The organism is Actinacidiphila acididurans (assembly GCF_016918855.1).
Classification (GTDB): Bacteria; Actinomycetota; Actinomycetes; order Streptomycetales; family Streptomycetaceae; genus Actinacidiphila; species Actinacidiphila acididurans.
In genome coordinates this window covers 116,414-136,118 of record NZ_JADKYB010000015.1, presented here as the reverse complement: position 1 = coordinate 136,118, position 19,705 = coordinate 116,414, and the positions used below count along the sequence as shown (strand labels likewise).

Genomic DNA, 19,705 nt, shown 5'->3' with positions numbered 1-19,705 from the left:
CGTCGCTCCGCGAGTGGGACGGAAATCGCTTCGGTTTCACGCGGCGGTGTGGGACTCGGCGACCGTGAGCGTCAGGCCGTCGGCGATGTGGGTGAGCCGGTGGCGGGCTTCGGCCGGGTTGTCGGCGGTGACGATGGCGAAGCCGACCCGCCCGGTGAACAGGTCGCCTTCCGGAGGCAGGGCGACCCGGTCGCCGACCTGGCGCAGCCATGTGACCTGGTGCAGCCACGGGTGCTCCGGCCCGGGCTCGACCGTGAGATCGCGGGCGGTAAGGGCGCCGGTAGCCGGGGGATAAAGGATCTTGATCGCGGCCGTCCGGTGTGCCGTCGGGTTCAGGGAGGGAGCGTTTCCGCAGGCGATGTCGGCGGCGATGCGGGGCAGGTCCAGGCCGGTGGCGAGGCGGACGAGCTGGCCGATCATGTCCCCGCCGATCCGGGCGTTGACTTCGATGATCCGCGGGCCGGACGCGGTCAGGCGCATCTCGACGTGCTGCACGCCGTCGGTGATGCCCAGCGCCCGTACTGCCTGGGCGGCGACGGAGGCGACGTGGGGCCGGAGCGGGTCGTCGGCGGTGACGGTGTGGCCGGTCTCCTCGAAGTACGGGGCGAAACCGACCTCCTTGCGCGTGACCGCGAGCGCGGTGGTGACCCCTGCGACCGTGGCGCATTCCACGGAGATCTCGGGTCCGTCGAGGTATTCCTCGACCAGGACGCCCCGGCCCTCCGGCCCCTGCTGGCTCGCTCCGGCGGCGGCGAACTCCCACGCGTCGGTGAGGCGTTCGGGGGTGTCGACACGGATGACGCCGATGCTCGCCGCGTGACTGGCGGGCTTGAAGACGACCGGGAAGCCGATGCGGTGCGCGGCGACCGTGGCCTGGGCCGGGGTGCGTACCCGGATGGACCTCGCGGAGGGCACACCGTGCTCGGCGAACAGGCGTCGGCTGGCTGCCTTGTCGCGGGCGGCGCTCATCGCCGCGACGGTGTTGCCGCGTACTCCCAGACGGGCGACCAGTTCTGCGGTGGGGACCAGCGCGTACTCGTCCCAGGTGACGACGCCGGCTATGGCGTGGCGTTCGGCCAGCGCGAGGCCGGCGGCGACGACGGCGGCCGAGTCGCGGGTGTCGGCAACCTCGTGGTCGGCGACCAGATGCTGCTGCCAGGTCGGCGGCTTGGCGTCGATCAGCGCGATGCCGTACCCGGCGGCAGTCTGCTCCAGGCAGTAGCCCCGGTACACCGGGTCCGTACCGGAGACGACGATCAGCAGGTGGCGGGTGGACCGGGACATCGGGAAGCCTCCAGAAGGCGGGAAATGGGCGTACGAAGCCAAGGAGAGAGGGGAGAGGGAGAGGCGAGAGCGCGGCCTGGTGGGGGCGGTCATGGCTGGTCCGCGGACTGAAGATCGCTGCGGCGGTGCTGGACAAGCACCGGGGTGGCCACATCGGTGTATGAGGAGCGATGGCGCCGCAGGCCGGCGAAACAGGTAGCCAGCACCAGGCCCTGCAAGGCAGCGCAGGCCAGCAGCAGATGCGAGATGGCAGCGGCAGGGACGCTGGCGATGAGGACTCCGGCCACGGGCAGCGGTACCAGGACCAGGATGATCGTGACCGCCAGGGTCGAGCCGAACGCCGCGGGCGGGATCAGGCGGCTACGCAGGGTGCGGAGTACCACCGTCATGGCACCTTCCGCCGCCATGACTGCCGCGACCGACGCAATGTAGAAGCCGAATCCCGGAGCCAGGGCCGTGGCCCCGCACGCAACCGTGGCGACGGCGGCGGCGAACGCGCCCACCGGCCACACCTGCCAGCGGTCCATCGCCCGGCGGGTGGCCCACACCGCGAGCAGGGAGCCGACGGCCGCCATGGTCCACACCACGCCGACGGAGGCGGTGGAGCGGCGGATGTGGTGGATCACCATGATCGGGGCCGCGGCCTGCAGGACGCCGGTGGCGAGGTTGGAAGCGGCAAGGCCGGCGACCAGCCAGACCAGCGCGGGAGTTCGTCGAAGAGTCCGCCAGCCGGTGAGCAGGCTGCTGGGCACCGGCTGGTGCGCCATCGGATTTGCCTCGTCGGGTACGTACGAAGCCGCTGTCATCGCCAGTGCGGCAACCACCGCCGGCAGCAGGCCCGGACCGGCCAGCAGGAGCAGACCTCCCAGCAGCGGACCGACCAGGATCGCACCCTGGTCGATGCCGGTCTGTACGGCCTGCACCCTGTAGGCCTGGTTTCCTAGGCGTCGGCCGGCCTCGGAGCCGAGGGTTTCCACGGCGACGAAGGAGATCTGGGCCAGTAGTCCCGAGGTGGCACCGAACGCCAGGACCACACAGGTGGCCGCAGTCCCTGCTTGGGGTAGGAACATCAGTACGGCGCCGGCGAGGGCGACCACGGTGGCACGGATGACGTTGGCGCAGCGGAAGACGGCTCCGGCACCCCAGCGGTCGACCAGGGCTCCGGCGAAGGTGAAGGCGGCCAGGCGCGGCGTCCACTCCAGCACGAAGGCGATACCGGTCAACGCGGTCGAGCCTGTGGTGACCAGGACCAGCAGGGGGATGGCGTAGGTGGCTGTTGTGCTTGCCAGGGCGTCGGTGCTCCGCATGAAGTAGAGCTGCGCGGTGCCGCCGGAACGCAGGCATCGTGCGAGCGTGGGAAGCATCGTGGTCACCGAGTCCGCGGGGCGGAGGTGTGGCCCGGGCCGGTCAACGGGGGCACGTTCTGAGGGGCCGACGCCGTACCGTGCGAAGGACGGCCCTCAGCGGCTGCGGGTGACTTGACCAGAGCTGCCGCGTGCGCCACAGGCCGAAGCGAGGGTTCGGGGCTGCTCATCTGCTCCAGCTCACTGCGGATGCCGACCAGTTCACCTTCAGCCGCACCTACGAACTCGGCGGCGACAGTGAGGCGGTCGGCGAGCGTGAAAGCCTCGTCGTCAAGGTCGGAGACCTTCTCGGACGCCGCTTCGAGAGCCTCTCGGAGGCGCTCCAGAGCGCCGTGCTCGGGGTGCAGAAGGTGGTCAAGAACGTGCGCGAGGTCGTGTCCGGTCCCGGCCTCCCCGATCCGGTCGGTCACCGCGAGCAGTTCGGCTCCGGCGCGGTAAGGGCCCAAGACACCCGTGGGAGCCGTCGATTCTCCGGCGTCCAGAACAGGGTCGAGGTCGACCTGATAGCGGGCGGCGCGCAGCATCCGGGTGGCATCGGAGATGGCTACAGCCTGCTCCTCGGGAGGCATGCCGGCCGGCAGCCGGTGGCGTGGGCCGTGCCAGTCGTTGACGTAGGGGAATCCCGCGTGATCGAGCAGGCAGACGGCCAGACTGTCGCCCCCGCGGGCGACCACGCTGCCACTGGGCTCGCGCGTGATGGTGACCTTGCGGTGGTCTGCGGCGGCCGCCGCGATCCGCTTGGCCTCGCGGCTGGCAGCCGTCCCGTTGGGGAAGGTTGCGCGGTATTGATTACCGATCCGCTGGCACGCGTTGAACGCCGCCGCCGACAGATTGTGGCTGGGTACCGGCGTGCCGTCCTCGCGTACGAGAGTGGCCACGATGTGGACCTGCCGGGGCCCGGACCGCAGCGCGACCCACCGGCACGAGTTCGGGCCGTCTGCTGCGGCGACCTTGGTCGCGGCGAGCACCTGCCGGGCGATCCGGCTCCACTCGGTGTCGCCGGGGTCCGGCAGGTCGACGGCGGACTCGATCGTGCACAGCCACACCGGCTCTTCCGGCGCCTCGGCCCCGGCGCGCTCGACGGTTGTGTGCAGGAGCTGGGCCAACTGGCTCACGGAACGGTCCACCAACGGCCCACTGTGGCAGTCACCATCGATCAGGCCGACCTCGCCGCCGCCGTACGGGAACAGGCCGGCAAGCACGTCATCACTGCGCTGACCGCGCTTCATGGAGGGGATCACGGAATACCTCAAGGGAAGGGGTGCCGGCGCGGTGACGCCGCTCAGTCCCGGAGAGGATCCGCAGATTCAATGATTTGGCCCGACCGCAGATCGGTGATAGACGGCATCGGGGCTAGCCTGCTTTGCCGATGCCCTGGTCGTGGGTGAAGTTCTCGACAGCGCTCACGGACCGATGTGCTTATGAGTAGGCGGCCTGCAGCGGCGGCACAGGTAAGGGCAACGCTCGCCTTGCGCGCAGTGCTGATCCCCGCTCGGCATTCACCGCACGCTGGTCGGCGTCAGTTCCGGCACGACCCAGGATGTGATGAACGGCCTGAACCAGGGCGACGGTGAGAAGGTGCCTGACGAGGCCGGTCGCTGTGCCCGGCGGTAGCCCAACTCTCCAGATACGTCGCAGATCCGTAACGGTGTGGCAGCACTGCGCACAGGGGAGTTACGGGGACGATTGGATGGCATCCATGCAGAACCTAGCTGCCGCAACCGGGCGTTAGCCGACTACGCCGAAGTCCTGACCGAAGAGGGCACGGTAGTACGCCACTTCCGGTTCGCGTTCCATCCAGATGTTGCCGGTGGGGGTCTCCGTTGTTGCGTTGTCGGACCATCCGGTTGGTTTCCGCTGCGCCCTTCGAGATGCACGACGAATGGATCGCCTTACCTCGCCGCCGATATGGGTGATATCTACCGTAAACTATCTTTTAGTTCCTTCATGCTACCCAACGCACCGCAATCAACCGCCAGTTGATCCCCAACGCCATGACGAGGGCCCCTACCTGGCGGATGCGCGTTCCCGACCGAGTGGCACTCGCTTCGGTATCCTCCCGTGCAGGTCGTCGGAGGCCATTTACCCAAAGATTACTGGGCAGTTGACCTCAGGGTTTCGTGGTAGCGTGCTTGTTCGGAGGGACAGTGCAACCTGAAAGGGAAATCGTGAACACGGAGAAGATCGCCGCTCGTCGCCTCTCGCTGGAAGAGGTGACGAAGCTCGGCGTGATGGACAGGCTCTTCGTTTCCGCCGATACGGCAGAACTCAAGCTTCCCGACTGCTATGTCCCTGCTTTTCTGACCAAGTCCGGTGAGGATTTCGAGGGCGGCTTGATCACGGCGAGAACCATATTCCAGGAAGAGGTCTCCTGCCTTCCTGACGACGAGAATGAAGCCGGAATCTACTTGGCTGACGAGAACGGCTCGGTGACCATCGAGGTCCTCCAGTCCGCCGGTGTCGTGCTGGACCTGGCGCTTTTCGTCCCTGGTGGGGACAAGGGGGCCCTCACAGCCCTTTACGCTGCGGCCCGGCAGGCGTTCGGCGCCGACGTTGTGCAGATCTGGCGCCAGGGCCTCAAGGAGGTTCCCGACGTGAAGGTCGACATCTTCGAGGAGCAGATTCCCCGGGGACGCAAGGGGAGCGACAGCTCCAAGCGTGACCGTCGCGCGATCGACACCTACCCCACCCGTGCGGACTTCATCGAGTTCTCCGCGGGATGGAAGCCGGTCGTTGAGATTCACAGGCCGATTGTTGACGACACCCCGACCATCTGAGGCGGCGTTATCTCTCGGTCTCGGCCTGAAGGAACGCCGAGAACGCATGCGCCGGACCCGATCGACCCCTGAGCGGCCCAGGGAGCTGTCGGAAAATAACTCATGAACGCCGAAGCGCCGTTCCACTCGATGACCTCGCGAGACAGCCCGCCTGACCAAGATCAAAGCCTGAAGTTATTGCGACAGCCCTCAAGGCTTCGGCATAGTCGAGTGACGTCCACTTCGTGCTCAGGCGAGGCCGAGGAGCGTGAGGGGTCGGCGGGCGTCACGCATTACGGCGACGGTCGGAGGCGATGTTCTTCGCGCCGTTCAGTCGCAGGGCGCCGACCGCGAGGTTGCGGCAGGTCGCCATAGTGCGGGGTGGGCTGTCGGTCCGCCACCGCGCACGCGGTCAGGTCGAGGACGACGGCCAGCGCGTGCCGCACTCCTCGCAGCCGGATCATCTGCTACCAGCCCGAACGCCCAGCCCAGCTGCTCATCCCATGCACGAGCGTCGTCCGCATCTGCACCTGTCTCTTCAGCCACGCAGGGGATCATCTCCCGGCACCGTCGGCTGGCTCCGCCCGACGGTACGGGGAGACGCAGGCCACCGAGGCGCAATGGACATGAAAAAGGAACCGTCCGTTCGCGCTCCCTTCACCGCAAGTGGTCACGAAACGGACGCCCGCCGACTACGCCGAAGCCCTGGACCAGCGTGGCCGCCTTGGGGCGATTGGTATCTCGCCAAACCTTGAATCGGCGTGTGCGTCGCACATCCAGGTGTGCGACCGTGCCGCCGGTTACCAAAGGCGCAATGCATGGGGCGTCGGAGGGTCAGAAATAGGGGTTCTCGACGGGTCGGTCGGCGCCGGTCGCCGCGTCGAGGAGCTCGGTCAGGTCACCGGGCTCGCCGTCGCGCTGGTCGATCCACCATCCGGCGCGCGTGACGGCGCGGGCCGCGTCCTCGACGGCCTCCCACTCGGCTTCCGTGGCGTCGCCTTCGACGACCAGGGCGGTGTACGCGGCAGCCAGCATGTGGTGGCGGCACCGTACCGCCCAGGTCACCGCGCGCTCGCTGCCCTCCAGCGGGGGCATTCGGTACTTCTGCGACCAGGCTTCGGCGTCGGCCTGCTCCTCTGCGCGCTTGGCCTCGATCCACTTCCTGGTGACGGCAGCGTCGGCCTGGTGGGCCGTCTTCCAGCAGTCGGTGCAGGGCCGCTCGGTCAGCCAGCGAGCGAAGCCCGCGCGCTCGTCGGCTGGGCGGCCGGACAGGTCGTGCTCGGCGATGTGTCCACAGGTGTGGGTGATGGGCCAGACCTTCTTGACGCTCATGGGGACTTCCTTTTGGGGGTGGGGTCAGCGGCTGCGGGAGAAGGCGATGCGTGGGTCCACCGGGCTCGGCGCCGGGGCGGCGGCGGGTGGCTTGCCGGGAAGTCCGAAGCTCGTGGGCTGCACGCCCTGCGCGAGACGTGCCGTGGTGCTGGGTTCTGTGGCATGGCGCTTGCTGACGTCGCGGGCGAGGGTGGGCTGCGCGGCGACCTGGAGGCCGGTGCGGTGCATGGCGAGGACGGCGTGAGCGACGTTGTCGAGTGCCTCGCGCCGGCCGATCGCGGGCGGCAGCGTGTGGATGTCCAGGCTCGGGTGCTGGCGCCACCCGTGTTCTTCGAGGAGTTGACGGCCACGGACGGTGCACAGATCGCTGGTGGCTGCGACGATGCCCAGTTCGGGGTGCTCGGCGAAGGCGATGTCGGGATCTATGCGGGGCGGCTGGTCGGGGGAGCCGCCTGCCCTGGAGGTCTGCCAGGGGGCCAAGGCGTCGTCGGCGTCGACCTTGTAATGAGCCTCGCGGAGCGCGGCGACGGCCCGACTGGCACGGTCGTTGCCGTCGTGCCCCTGGTCGGCGAGCGCGTACAGGTCGGGGCGGCCAGAGACGGGGCGGAAGCCTGCGCCTTTGAGCAAGGCGTCTGCCGCGAGGTGCTTGGGGCTGGTGGCCACGATGCCGAGGTCGGGGTGGCGGCCGACCACGACATCGGGAAGCGACTGATAATCGGGGCTGGGCACGGCGAGTCCATTCGTTCAGGTCAGCGGTTCGCAGGCACGGGTCGGTGGCGGGTCTACGGGCGTGGTGCATAAGGGGCCCTTCTGGCCGACGGCGGTTGGGGGAGGCGGAAGCCTGCGGCTGAGTGCGCGATGGTGCGGTTCAGGCGGACATGCGGGCGTCGGTGTCGAACAACTGCCGTTCGACTGGGTGGAGGATGTGCTGGGTGATGAAGCTGCGGCCGGCGACTTTCCACAAGCCGCGGCCCTTGGTCAGAGCCGAGACGGCCTGGGCCTCGACCCCGGTGAGGCCGAGCAGGGAGGCTGCGGTGGCGAGTTGGTCCGGCTCTTGGCGGTAGATGATCCGGGTCGAGCAGTCGGCGAGCAGGCCCTCGGCCAGGACCCGGCCGTGCGAGCCGGCGTCGCCTGCTGACAGCAAGTCGGACAGCCGGTGAATGATCATCAGGTTCGCGATACCCAGACCCCGGCTGAGCTTCCACTGGGACTGCATACGTTCCAGCAGTCCGATGTGGCGCATCACCCGCCACGCCTCGTCGTAGATGACCCAGCGCCGGCCGCCGTCCGGGTCAGCCACGGCGGATTCCATCCACGCCGACGCGCACGTCATCGCCAGCACCAGCGCGGTGTCGTCGCCCGCTCCGCCGAGCCGGGACAGGTCGATCGAAAGCATCGGTACGGTCGGGTCGAAGGCGACGGTGGAGGGGGCGTCGAACATGCCGGACAGGTCGCCGTGGACCAGGCGGCGCAGGGCGTGGGCGAGGTCCTGGGCGGCAGCGGCCAGGTGGCCGGCCTGGTCGGGAAGGGCAGCGTCCAGGTGGGCCGGGGAGCCGAGGACGTAGGCGACCTGGCCGAGCAGCGGCTCGGTGCCCTGGGCGCGGGCGTGTGTGACGACCTGGTCGAGGGCGATGTCGAGGGCGGTGTGTTCCATCGGTTTGAGGTCGCGTCCCAGCACGGTGCGGGCGAGTGAGCCCAGCAGGGCCAGGCGTCGCTTGCGGACCTCGCCGGTCCAGTCCGCCGGCGCCACGGTGCTGGGCCTTGCGGGAGCGTCCAGGGGGTTGAGCCGGCCGGGCAGTCCGGGGCCCAGGGCGATGGTGTGGCCGCCCAAGGCGCGGGAGACGGCGGTCCACTCGCCCTTGGGGTCGGAGGGGACGTAGATCCGGTAGCCGTGGGCGATGGCGCGGGTGGCGATGGACTTGGCCAGCGCGGACTTGCCCATGCCGATGATCCCGGCCAAGACGGCGTTGGGGTTGGTGAAGCCTTCGATCCGCCCGGAGCCGTACAGCGAGAACGGATCGAAGCAGAAGGCCGCCTCGGCGTGGACGTCACGGCCGATGAAGATGCCTTCTGCGCCGAGGCCGCCTTCGGCGAGGAAGGGGTAGGCGCCGGATGCCACCGCGGTGGTCATGCGGTGGGCGGGCAGGTGGAGCTTCCCGCCGCGCGCCGAGGCCGGGCCGGGACGGCCAGACGGCGGGTATGCGGGCCGCTGGTCCTCGTTGAGGAGCTCATCCGCACGGCGCTGGGCGGGGGCGGCCGCTTGGCGGGCGCGGTGGCGTGCGGTGGCGAACCCGGAGCGGACGGCGCGTTGTTGCTCCCGGGATCCTTTGCGGGGAACGAATAGCTGCGTGGCGCTGGTGCGGGTCCTGGGCATGAAGGCTTTTCTCCAGATCACGTGGTCCGGGGGTTCAGCGGCGGATGAGGCCGGTGAACGGGGCGTGCAGGTCGGCGGGGGTCGTGTGGCGGCGGACCAAGTGGGTGGCGGTCTGGTGGCGGCGGCAGATGGTCATTTCGGGTGCGCCCTCCGGCAGCCCGGGCCGACACTCCTCGCGGTTGGGTATCTCACCGGAGCCGGGTCGGGGGGCGGCGTGGTAGGCGGCGTGGACGTGGTCGGCGGCCTGCCAGATCCGAGTCCGGGCCATGCTGAGCCGCTCGCCTTCGGCCGGAACGAGTGAGGCGGTGCGGATGGCGTGGGCGTCGAGCAGTTCGAACAGGGAGACCAGGTGGTCGTGGAGGGAGTCGAGTTCGGCCCGGGAGGTGACGAGCGGGCCGGCCGGGAGGTTGATGGCGCGGTGGAAGTCGAGCGCGGCGGTGGCGAAGGGCACGAAGTCCTGCGCGGCCGAGGTCGGGGTGCGGGACATGGAGGTGCTCTTCCGGATCGGGTGGGTGCGGGCATCAGACAGCGACGGCGAGTGGCAGGGCGGCGGCGGTGAAGGCTTCGGCCTGCTGCCAGGTGAGCGGGCGCAGGTCGAGCTGGGCGCCGACGGCCGCTGTCTCGACCACCGCGCACGCCTGGCGCAGCTCGTCCTCGGTGTCCGCCGAGACGGTCAGCAGGCCGGTGAGCGCGACATCCGCGTGGCCGGCGATGAGCTGGCGTTCGCGGGTCTTGATGTCCTCGTACTCGATCGCGTCGGCTTCGGAGTCGACCTGGCCGCGCCGGGCGCGCTCGGCGGAGTCCGCGATCACCGATGCCTTCCTACGCTGGACGTCGCGCAGCGCAGAGTCCAGGGCCTTCGGCGCGTAGGACAGGCTGAGGGTGCGGCGGGCCCCGGCGGTGAACAGGAGCTGATGCAGGAAGCCCGCGCTGGTTTCGGTCCGGGGCCAGTTCTCGATCCAGTACGTGGTGTGGAAAGCGGAGTCGGTGGCGATGTGGTCGGCCTTCTCCACCATGACGACCGGGCCGGCCGCGATCGGATCGGCTTCCGGGCGCCCGGAGCGCGACCAGCGGTCGAGCGCGGCCAGGGCTTTGGGGTCGTAGGCGGTCCGTACGACGGCGGCGATCTCGTTGGCCGACAGCCAGCCTGTGGGGTTGAGGCCGTCGGTGCGGGCGGCCTGGTCGAAGGCGGAGGTGAGTTGGGCGAGTACGGCGAAGGCGCCTGTCAGGCCGCCGCCTGCCTGGTTGATCAGGCGACGGGCGGCCCTGGCGTCCAGCGAGATTGCGACGTACGCCTCGTGCGGCGCGGCTGCCGGGCCCGCGCTTTGGATGAGTTCGCTGTAGAGCTGCCCGGCCACCGGGGAGTGGGGTTGGCCGTGTTCCTCCCAGTAGCGGCGCAGTGCGTCGCCGGAGTCCGGGACGGTGCGCTCCAGCACCTGGATACGGGCGACCTGGCCGGTGCGGGCAAGTGCGGCGAGCGTTCGTCCCCAACCGGCCACGTTGGCGTTCTGCGTGCCGGGGTCGAGCAGGGCGTAGGCGCGGGAGGAGACCTTGACGACGGCGGTCAGGGTGCCGGTGTGGGGGTTGTGGACGGCGCTGTAGCGCCGATCGGGCGCGGTGACCACCCGAAGGGAGGCGGTGGTCCCGGGCAGGTGAAGGAGTCCTTCGCGGGCCGGGCGGCTGGAGGGGCGGGCCAGCCACAGGAGCTGCCCGCCGGCGCGTCGCAGCGCGTAGCGCAGCACGATCGGGGTCCAGTCGGTCAGCGATCGGCCCTGGGAGCGGACGAAGACGAGCAGACCGATGCCCGCCCACAGCGGGACGAGTTCGAGAGCACCGACGACTCCGCGCATGAGGAGCACGGCGAGCAGGAGCAGCCCCGTCAGGGTGACGGTGAGCAGTTGCGGGGCGGTCAGGCCGAGGAGGATGCCGCGCTTGGAGCGGTGCGGGAACCTCACGGTGGCCGCAGCGGCTTGGCGGTGATCAGACATTGGCGGGTCCAGAGGTAAGAGCGATCCGGGGGAGGGGCGGGCCGCAGCGGCGTTGTGCGGCTCGCTCCCGGGAGAGGCTGGTCAGGAGTCGGAAGGTGGCTGGTCGGGGCCGATCCAAATGGCCGGGGAGCCGGCAGTCGACGGCCCGCTCCCATCGGGTGCGGGCTTCAGGACACCCGCGCTCTCAGGGATTTCACCTTCGGGCCGGCTGGCGGAGTCGCCACCGGAAGTGGCCCGTGTGATCAGCGGGGGGAGACCGGGCCGCTGGACGAGGGGGTGGCCCTTGTCGCCGGCGGCGTTGGGGTCTTCGCCGTACCGGAATGCGGTCCGCGCGGCCGGTGTGCCGTCGATGCCCTCCCTGCTGAGCTGACCGCCGGTGGGGTCAATGCCCGACGTCACGCCGTCAGCGCCCGCGCCCGGCACCTGAGCCGGACCCTGCGGTGCGGGGGTGCCGGTGCGGGCCTGCATCGCGAGGCTGCTGGCGGTCTTCGCCGCACCTGCGGCGACCGCGACTCCGGCTATGCCGGTGCGGTGCCGGTCGTCGTGGCCACCGCCGTCGGAGGCCCAGTGGACGAACTTGTAGGTCGCGTAGGGGCAGAGCAGCACCAGGACCATGACGACGAGGCCGGCCATCGCGTCGGACAGGGCGGACAGTCCGTCGTGGGAGTCGGACTTGCCCATCGCTGAGACGCCGATGAGGAACACCACGGTCATCAGCAGCTTGGAGACGACGAGAGTGGCGGTGGCCTCGATCCAGCCGCGCCGCCAGCGCCGTGCTGCTTCCCAGCCGCCGCCGGATCCGGCGAAGACCGCGAGGGCGACCAGGATGAGGACGCCGACCTTGCGGGCGACCATGACGCCCCAGTACATGAACGCCCCGATCGCCATCCCCATCGCAACCAGGGCCGGCACGGCCCAGCCCAGACCGAACATGGCGCCGAGTTCGTCGACCTCCACGACGCGGCGGATCGCGTCGTCGATGGAGGTGCCTGCTGCCTGGAACAGGCCGTGTGACAGGGCGTCGACCACGGTGATGGCAACCGAGGTGAAGGCGACGGCGCAGAAGGAGAACAGGACGCCGGTCATGGTGCCGATGGCGGCTTGGGCCAAGGCCCGCTCGTCCCTGCGCCAAGCCGCGGACATCAACTGCAGGCAGAACGTGCCGACGGTGATGGCCAGGCCGATCGGCAGCAAGAGTTCGTAGTTGGCCCGGAACCAGGGGGCGTTCAGGTCGATCGCGGTGGTCTCGTTCACGGCCCGGGCAGCGAGGTCAGCGGCGCTGGCGGCCAGATCGCCGACGGACTTGGCCAGCCACGCGCCGATGCCGTCGGTGACGGCCTTGCCCGTGCTGGACACGACGCCGCCGATGGTGTCGCAGACGGTGGACATCAGGGGGAGGTCGCAGGCTCCCATAGTGAGTTCCTCCTTCGGGAACGGGTGGTCAGGGGGCCACGTTCGGCAGGACACCGGCCAGTGCACAGGGCCGGTCGGGGCGGCACTGGACGGCCAGGGTGATCGCACGGGCTTCGGCGCCTCCGCGGGGAGAGCCCCGCCAGGCGATGGACTGGCTGCCGGTAACGGTGACCGCGTAGACGTACGCGGTCGTGATCGCGCCGGGGTCGGCCTGCAGGGCTTGGGTGAAGGAGGCGGGGAAGTGCGCCTCGTTCGCGGTCGCGGTGGCGTACTGGGCGTTGTCGGCCATCCGCGTCCACAGCACCGGCGAGGGCACAAGGGCGTCGACGGATGCGCGGTCCGCGTACTTCGTTTCGCTGGTCAGCCAGTGGTGGAGGGCGTCCAGCAGCTCGGGTTGGGAGGAGGTGCGGGTGTCGTAGGACCACAGCGCTACGGCCGCTGCCTTTCCGAAGGCGATCGGGTCGTGGGTGTCCGGTGGCACGGGCAGCGTGGCGTTGACGCCGTGGGGCGGGGGAGTGGTCTCAGGCACGGCCGAGGTAAGGGCGCCTGAACTCGCAGGCGCAGCAGAAGGCTTGGACGGAGTACGTCCGTCGCGGGTGACGTACACGGCCAGGCCGGCCAGAGCGACAAGCACCACCAGCATGGCGGTGCCGAGCAGCGCCCGCTGCCGCACACGTGAAGCGCTGGGATGCGAGGACGTGAAGGGCATCAGTGGACCTGCGTCCCGAGTGTGGAGAAGAACGCGACGATCCCGTTGGCGGCACCCAGCAGGAGCGCGGCCCCTGCGGAGACGAGGACGCCCTTCTTGCCGTTGGCCTCGGCCTGGTGCCCGCCGGAGTGGTGGCCCCAGGCCCACACGCCCGCGCTGACCGCCAGCGCCCCGACGACGGCGATGATCCCGAACAAGTTGATCGAGCCCATCACCTGCTTGAGTACGGAAAGCCCGGGCAGGCCGCCCTCGTTGGGCTTGATCCCGGGGTCGTAGGCGAGACGTACGAACCTGTCGTTGAGGTACATATGAACTCCAGTTCGAGTAATGGCATGCCAAAGTCCACCGGGGGCGTAGCCGTGGCACGGAGAAGGGGAGAGAGACGGAGCGAGTCGGGTCAGACGATGCGGCGAGCGGCGAGGATCTGCGGTTGCCAGTCGGCGATGGTGTTGATGTCGACCACCGCGCCGGTGTGCGGGGCGTTGATGATCAGGCCTTGGCCGATGTACATCCCTACGTGTTTCGGGGCAGCAGCGGTGCCCTCGGTGAACAGCAGGTCACCGGGCCGCAGAGCGTCCACCCGGACCGGCCTGCCTTCCTTGACTTGCGTATACGTCGTGCGTGACAGGGTGACCCCGGCGGCCTTGTACGCCTGCTGCATCAGCGACGAGCAGTCGCAGCGCTGCATCGGGTCCGGGCCGTGCGCGTTCGTGCACGAGCCGCCCCACTGGTAGTCGGTGCCGAGCTGGCCCAGCGCCCACCGGATCGCGGCCTGCACCTGCGGCGGGGCGTCGGCCGGGATCACGTAGCCGGCCGGCACCGAGCCCGGCGGGATGACCCCGAAGCCGGAACCGTCCTCCTCAGCCGAACAGCCCCCGCCGAGACCGGCTGCAACGGGCGCAGTGGTGGATGAGCCGGGTGGCGTGGGGATGGGCGAGGAACTGCTGACCGGTGCCAGCAGGGGTTCGAGCGCCTTCTGCAGTGCGGTCGCCAGCGGTTCCCATGCCGCGTAGGCGTCGGGGAAGGCCGACTTCTGCACCGCCTGCGCGGCCTCCCCTACCGACAGCGACTGCCAACCAGGCACGTTCTCCAACGCCTCGTAGAAGCGCGTCGAGGCGTACACCGGGGCGAGGATCTGCTCCGCAGTCCCCCATCCCTGCGCCGGCCGCTGCTGGAACAGCCCCAGCGAATCCCGGTCGCCGTAGGTGAGGTTGCGCAGACCGCTCTCCTGAAGCGCGGTCGCCAACGCCACGATCTGCCCACGGGCCGGGACGTCCAGGGCGATGCCGGTGGCCTGGACGGTCTTCGCGTTGGGCACCTGCTCGGCCGGATCATTCAGACCCGGCACGGCCACGGTACCGGCGCTGCTGCCGTCCAGGATTGTTTTAACCCGGGCGGTGATACCGGCGGTATCCACAGGCTGTGTGGCGGTTGTGGAACAGGCAGCCTGGGCCGAGCCATCCATCGCCACGACCAACGGCACGGCGAGTAAGAACGGCGTGATGGCCACCAGGCCGACGACGGCTGCGGCGGTCTTCTTCACCACCGTCACCGCCTGTCGGACCGAACAGGACCCCCGGGCACCCGAGCGGGGCTGGGGCACGCAGGGGCCGGGATCAAGGCGCGCTGCATCGCAGCGTCTCCTTGCGCTTCGTAGGAGGCGCGGTGCCGGCTTCTCGTGCAAAGCCGCCGGCACCGCGCTGATATGAATCCGCCCCGAGGGCAGGCCCGGCTCACGGGAGTTGGTAGCTCCCGGACGCCGGTGTCAGGTCATGCGCGGCAGCCGGCCGCGCTCGTAATCTCAGGCACCGCAATCGGGCTCCTCGAGCTTTGGCGAAGAACGGCTGAACCTGCCGACCCTGCAACACATTTGGACGCGACAGCACGCATCGGCACAGGTCAGCCGGGGTGGAGTGGCGCTCCGCCCTGGTGACGTGGGCAGACGGTAGACGGGAAACGCGGTCGCACCAAACGACCCGGAAACCGGCCCCCGGGCACCCTCGGCCTTGTTAGGCGTGACCGCGAATCACGGCTACCCTGCCGCGCAACCCCGGCTCCGCCGCGCCGCCTCGGGCGTTAGCAGGACCGGGTCCGACCCTGTCGCGCCCAGAAGAGGCCCGCGTATGACCTACACGCTGCACCGGGGCGATGCCCTCACGGTGCTCAAGACCCTGCCCGCCGAATCGATCCACGCCGTCATCACCGACCCGCCGTACAACAGCGGCGGGCGCACGAGCTCCGACCGCACCAGCCGTACCGCCCGCGCCAAGTACGTCACCAGCGGATCCGCACACGACCTGGCCAACTTCCCCGGCGAGAACCGCGACCAGCGCTCGTACCGTGCCTGGCTGACCGAACTGCTCACCGAGTCCTACCGGGCCGCCGTCGAGCACACCGTCGCCATGGTCTTCTCCGACTGGCGCCAGGAACCCACCACGTCCGACGCCCTCCAGATGGCCGGCTGGACCTGGTCCGGCACCATCCCCTGGATCAAACCCGCCTCCAGGCCGAGGAAGGGCGGCTTCAAGCAGGCCGCCGAGTTCATCACCTGGGGCGTCAAAGGCACCCTGGACCACAGCCGGGACCTGTACTTGCCCGGCCACTTCATCGCCTCCCAGCCCCGCAAGGACCGCGTCCACATCACCCAGAAGCCGGTCGAGATCATGCAGCAGCTCGTCCGCATCTGCCCCGCCGGCGGCACCGTCCTGGACCCCTTCACCGGCAGCGGTTCCACCGGCGTCGCCGCCCTGCGCGAAGGCCGGCACTTCGTCGGAGTCGAACTCTCCGACCACTACGCCGCCGTGGCCGAGCGCAGGCTTCAGGCCGAGCTGACCCAGGACGACTTCGTTCTGGCCGGACCGGAAGAATGACCGTGAGGAGACCGCAGACGCCGAAGGGCGGTCGGCATCCCGGGAGTAATCGGGCTGCCAGCCGCCCTCATCGGCTCACCCGAGATTCTGATCCGTGGGTACGGGGCTGGCCGACGGCCTTGGCCTGGCAGCTTCTTCCTCGCTGTAGTTGGCCATACGCCACGATCGTCGACGACGGTCGGCCAGCTCAATTTTGCGCAGCGCCAGTTCGCGGCGGTCGGCGGAGTCCTGAGGCAGCAGGAGCGCTAGCCCGTGACACAGAATGAAACCCGCGCAGGCCGAAGCCAGCACCAATCCAATGGACGTCAGCACCGGGGTCGGTACTGCCAAAAGGATGTCCATGCCGCTACGGGCTGACCTCATGGCTGGGCGTCCGTAGGATCGGCTGCCTGTGGCGGCAGCCACAGGCCAGTGTCTGTAGCGGACGTGCGTCGCCGCACGTACTCCCGGCCCTGACGTCGCAGCTTCCGCCGGACCCGTTCGCCGAACTCAGCCGGCGACACGACCCCTACGCGCTCGGCAGCCTCCTTCCATGTCGTTGCCCCGCCAAACGCCCATGCTCTGGCGACATCTTGTTCAAGCGGTGCCAGCTTTCCGAGGACCGCCGCAAGGCGCTGATCGTCGAGTACGGCTCGCAAGACGATTTTTTCGGCCCCACTGCCATCACTGACCAAGTCTCGCAGCGATAACCCGTCGGCTACCGGCATGTCGATCAGTTGAAGGTGTTGGCCGCCAATCTTGTGCTGCCACAGCGGTTGGAGTTGACGGTGTACGCGGCGTACCTCGCCTCGCAGGTAGCCTGCTAGCTCTGCAGATCCGAAACGGCCATTGCAGGCGTCGGCGACAGCGTCGTACCACCCGCCCAGAAGGGCCATAGAAACGGCTTCACGCCAGCGTGCCGCCCTAGTGATCGGGATCGAAAGCAAGCTTTGACTGAAAAGATCGATGACATCGTCCTGCCCATGAAGCGCCGCAATTGAGGCTTCCAGTGTGACTAGGACCCCGTCGTCTGTGAACTTTGGTCGGGGAATCTCCAAGACTCCGTCGAGCACCGCGTAGTCCTGCAGCTGCGGTATCAGGGAAAAGAGAGTCTCCCTGGGCCATACGACCTCTCTGCAAGAGGAAACTCGGGATTCCGGATACGACAAATGGATATTTCCGGGGGTCTCTTCGCTGACGGCCACAGTAGTTAATTCGGCTGCAGTCATACGGCACACCTTCGCTTGTAGAGAGTCAATGAGCATCCCCTACAGGGCTCGCCAGGGTCCTGCGTCGGCAAAGGATCTTCTTGCTTCCGGTGTGACTTGCGTCACGAAGAATGGACTGTGGTGCAAGACGCGCCACGGTGCTGGCGAGCCCAGGAGCGCGCGTGCCCTGTGTTTCAGGCCGCCTCGAACGCCCGCCGGATCAGCGGCCCCGCCTTCTCCAGATCGGCCGCCGACGCGATCCGGACCTCCAGATCGCCTGTCCCGAGGTGGCCGATACCACGCATGTCGCGCGTGAAACCCTCCTCCAACCCGACCGCATCCGGGTCGAGGGTGAGGTACACCAGGATCACCCCGTGCGAAGGACGGAACAGCACCGAGGCGCGGTTCACCATCAGGCGATAGGCGACGTAGTGCCGCAGCGTCCGTACCTCGATTTCACCCCACGCGGTAAGCATCTCGTCCAGCTCGCCGTACAGGTCCCGCAGAGGTTCGGGCGCCGCCGCCAGAGCGCAACGCGCAGCCGGGCCGGCCTCCAGGACGTCCGCCTCAGCGGGCTCCGGGGTCCGGTGCCGGGCGCGAACGCGGACGGGGCTTGCGGCGCCGGTGGAGGACTCGACCAGCAGGAGGCTCAGCAGTCCGCCCTCGAAAAGCCGGTATTTCACCAGGTCGATCCGCTTGGGGTAGTCGTGCACCGCAACCCGGTCGTGATGGGAGAAGCCAGCCGCGATGCAGATGGCCCGAGGGCTGCGCCAGTCGACCGATCTGGCTGTCTGCGCGCCTAGCTTCTCCTCGACCAGCGCCTCGAACTCGAAGCGCGCCGAGCACAGCCAGGTCAGGTACGACACGGCCTGCGACAGGACCCCGCTGTCGGCGCCTTTCTTGTACTCCACGACCACCGGACTGCCGTTCTCGTCCAGCCCCAGCGAATCGATCCGCCCCCGGTGCCACGGCCCTGTCGGATACTCCGACGCCAGGAACCGCACCCCCAGCATCGCCTCCATCCCGGCCTCGACCCGACGCTGCAGCTCCACCTCCAGCGCCGCCGACGACCCCGGAACCTCGACATCCCGCTCGTCGGCGCCCAGCCGGAAGACCTTCAGCTCGGTCACGTGCTCCACCTCCCCACCTGCCATGCAGCAACGAATCTGTGGGGAACACTGGATATTCCCCCGAGGAGGGACGATGGACCTTTTCTCTGGCTGGATTCGGCCGTGACGATAGCGCTGGGCACTCCGAAGAACGGACCACCCCCGCCTGCGCGGGGAGAACTGACAGCCGTTCATCAACCGGCGGGCCGCGTCCGGACCACCCCCGCCTGCGCGGGGAGAACTGACGGAGCAGCGACCGCATCTGGGCGTGCCGCGGACCACCCCCGCCTGCGCGGGGAGAACGACGGCGTGGGAGCGGGCCATGGCCGTGGCGGCGGACCACCCCCGCCTGCGCGGGGAGAACGCCAGCGTGGTCACCACGGCCCCGCAGGCCGGCGGACCACCCCCGCCTGCGCGGGGAGAACGCGTGCCCGACGACCCGGGCCCCGTCCGGCACCGGACCACCCCCGCCTGCGCGGGGAGAACCATCGGGGAGACGTTGGCGGTGTAGTTGCCGACGGACCACCCCCGCCTGCGCGGGGAGAACATCTGACCGTCCGCACCGAGTGGAACGGAATACGGACCACCCCCGCCTGCGCGGGGAGAACGAGATGGACGCGATCGGCAAGGCCCTCGGCAGCGGACCACCCCCGCCTGCGCGGGGAGAACACGCACCCGGACAACGACGGAGATGAAGTGCACGGACCACCCCCGCCTGCGCGGGGAGAACTCCCGTGCCCGCGCGTCAGGCAGCAGCCGCGGCGGACCACCCCCGCCTGCGCGGGGAGAACATGAGCCCAGGGCGATAGGCGGCCTGCGCCGCCGGACCACCCCCGCCTGCGCGGGGAGAACATGAGCCCAGGGCGATAGGCGGCCTGCGCCGCCGGACCACCCCCGCCTGCGCGGGGAGAACTTCGTCGTTGGGCCGCAGGATCCCGTGCGACTCGGACCACCCCCGCCTGCGCGGGGAGAACTAGCGGTCGTCGATGCCGAGGATGATCGGCACCGGACCACCCCCGCCTGCGCGGGGAGAACGCCACGTCCACCGAGCCCCCCACCCCGCGCGACGGACCACCCCCGCCTGCGCGGGGAGAACAAGGACCGCATCAGGTGTCCGTGAACAAGCTGCGGACCACCCCCGCCTGCGCGGGGAGAACCGGACCGTTTATCACGGTTACGGTCCAGTCACCGGACCACCCCCGCCTGCGCGGGGAGAACGTGCGGATACGGCCGAGTTCGGCGGCCTGCCGCGGACCACCCCCGCCTGCGCGGGGAGAACGCCGCGGCGGCCGCAACCGTGGACGCGATCACCGGACCAC

17 protein-coding genes and 1 CRISPR repeat array (1 of these 18 only partly in view) are annotated in these 19,705 nt (G+C 69.4%); of the genes, 2 read left to right on the top strand and 15 right to left on the bottom strand.

The window, feature by feature from the left end; all coding sequences use genetic code 11:
* Positions 1–36: 36 nt before the first annotated feature.
* The 3 genes from ITX44_RS26330 to ITX44_RS41495 all read right to left on the bottom strand — a co-directional run bounded on the left by ITX44_RS26330 (position 37) and on the right by ITX44_RS41495 (position 3,877).
* Positions 37–1,284 (bottom strand): ATP-grasp domain-containing protein, encoded by a 1,248-nt coding sequence (locus ITX44_RS26330; protein WP_205359871.1) that lies wholly within the window; start codon positions 1,282–1,284, stop codon positions 37–39.
* Between the two features lie 89 nt (positions 1,285–1,373).
* Positions 1,374–2,648, bottom strand: coding sequence for an MFS transporter (locus ITX44_RS26325; protein ID WP_205359955.1), 1,275 nt, complete (start codon positions 2,646–2,648; stop codon positions 1,374–1,376).
* A 5-nt stretch (positions 2,649–2,653) separates the two neighbouring features.
* The gene (locus ITX44_RS41495) at positions 2,654–3,877 is read right to left on the bottom strand and encodes a hypothetical protein (RefSeq protein WP_236061635.1); all 1,224 of its coding nucleotides are present in this window, start codon (positions 3,875–3,877) and stop codon (positions 2,654–2,656) included.
* A gap of 939 nt (positions 3,878–4,816) precedes the next feature.
* On the opposite strand from ITX44_RS41495, the gene ITX44_RS26315 reads away from it, so the two are divergent.
* Positions 4,817–5,425 carry a hypothetical protein gene (locus tag ITX44_RS26315; protein WP_205359870.1) on the top strand — a complete coding sequence of 203 codons (609 nt, stop codon included), beginning with the start codon at positions 4,817–4,819 and terminating at the stop codon, positions 5,423–5,425.
* Positions 5,426–6,238: 813 nt separating this feature from the next.
* Here ITX44_RS26315 and ITX44_RS26310 read toward each other — a convergent pair.
* From ITX44_RS26310 to ITX44_RS26270, 9 genes are all read right to left on the bottom strand, one after another.
* Entirely contained in the window at positions 6,239–6,736 is a 498-nt protein-coding gene (locus ITX44_RS26310; RefSeq protein WP_205359869.1) for a hypothetical protein, read from the bottom strand.
* A 24-nt stretch (positions 6,737–6,760) separates the two neighbouring features.
* A complete protein-coding gene (locus ITX44_RS26305; protein ID WP_205359868.1) occupies positions 6,761–7,465 on the bottom strand; it encodes a hypothetical protein in 705 nt (234 codons plus the stop codon).
* A 139-nt stretch (positions 7,466–7,604) separates the two neighbouring features.
* A complete protein-coding gene (locus ITX44_RS26300; protein ID WP_205359867.1) occupies positions 7,605–9,110 on the bottom strand; it encodes a putative type IV secretion/conjugal transfer ATPase in 1,506 nt (501 codons plus the stop codon).
* Between the two features lie 34 nt (positions 9,111–9,144).
* Positions 9,145–9,597: a DUF6238 family protein gene (locus tag ITX44_RS26295; protein WP_205359866.1), complete on the bottom strand. Its 453-nt coding sequence runs from the start codon at positions 9,595–9,597 to the stop codon at positions 9,145–9,147.
* A gap of 34 nt (positions 9,598–9,631) precedes the next feature.
* Positions 9,632–11,098, bottom strand: coding sequence for an SCO6880 family protein (locus ITX44_RS26290; RefSeq protein WP_205359865.1), 1,467 nt, complete (start codon positions 11,096–11,098; stop codon positions 9,632–9,634).
* A gap of 81 nt (positions 11,099–11,179) precedes the next feature.
* The gene (locus ITX44_RS26285) at positions 11,180–12,511 is read right to left on the bottom strand and encodes an SCO6881 family protein (RefSeq protein ID WP_205359864.1); all 1,332 of its coding nucleotides are present in this window, start codon (positions 12,509–12,511) and stop codon (positions 11,180–11,182) included.
* 28 nt (positions 12,512–12,539) lie between these two features.
* A complete protein-coding gene (locus ITX44_RS26280; RefSeq protein ID WP_205359863.1) occupies positions 12,540–13,220 on the bottom strand; it encodes a hypothetical protein in 681 nt (226 codons plus the stop codon).
* Complete coding sequence (locus tag ITX44_RS26275) at positions 13,220–13,528, bottom strand: DUF6112 family protein (protein ID WP_205359862.1); 309 nt, start codon at positions 13,526–13,528, stop codon at positions 13,220–13,222. The genes ITX44_RS26280 and ITX44_RS26275 overlap by 1 nt, the downstream gene beginning before the upstream one ends.
* An 89-nt stretch (positions 13,529–13,617) precedes the next feature.
* Positions 13,618–14,763 (bottom strand): C40 family peptidase, encoded by a 1,146-nt coding sequence (locus ITX44_RS26270; RefSeq protein ID WP_205359953.1) that lies wholly within the window; start codon positions 14,761–14,763, stop codon positions 13,618–13,620.
* Positions 14,764–15,343: 580 nt separating this feature from the next.
* On the opposite strand from ITX44_RS26270, the gene ITX44_RS26265 reads away from it, so the two are divergent.
* Positions 15,344–16,090, top strand: coding sequence for a DNA-methyltransferase (locus ITX44_RS26265; protein ID WP_205359861.1), 747 nt, complete (start codon positions 15,344–15,346; stop codon positions 16,088–16,090).
* A 75-nt stretch (positions 16,091–16,165) separates the two neighbouring features.
* On the opposite strand, the gene ITX44_RS26260 is transcribed toward ITX44_RS26265, so the two are convergent.
* The 3 genes from ITX44_RS26260 to ITX44_RS26250 all read right to left on the bottom strand — a co-directional run bounded on the left by ITX44_RS26260 (position 16,166) and on the right by ITX44_RS26250 (position 18,407).
* On the bottom strand, positions 16,166–16,432 hold the full coding sequence (locus ITX44_RS26260) for a hypothetical protein (RefSeq protein ID WP_205359860.1): 267 nt from the start codon (positions 16,430–16,432) through the stop codon (positions 16,166–16,168).
* A gap of 17 nt (positions 16,433–16,449) precedes the next feature.
* Positions 16,450–17,298, bottom strand: coding sequence for a hypothetical protein (locus ITX44_RS26255; RefSeq protein WP_205359859.1), 849 nt, complete (start codon positions 17,296–17,298; stop codon positions 16,450–16,452).
* A 173-nt stretch (positions 17,299–17,471) separates the two neighbouring features.
* The gene (locus ITX44_RS26250; RefSeq protein WP_205359858.1) at positions 17,472–18,407 is read right to left on the bottom strand and encodes a DUF5655 domain-containing protein; all 936 of its coding nucleotides are present in this window, start codon (positions 18,405–18,407) and stop codon (positions 17,472–17,474) included.
* A gap of 131 nt (positions 18,408–18,538) precedes the next feature.
* Positions 18,539–19,705: direct repeats of the CRISPR family, unit length 29 nt; unit sequence CGGACCACCCCCGCCTGCGCGGGGAGAAC (it continues 1,486 nt past the right edge of the window).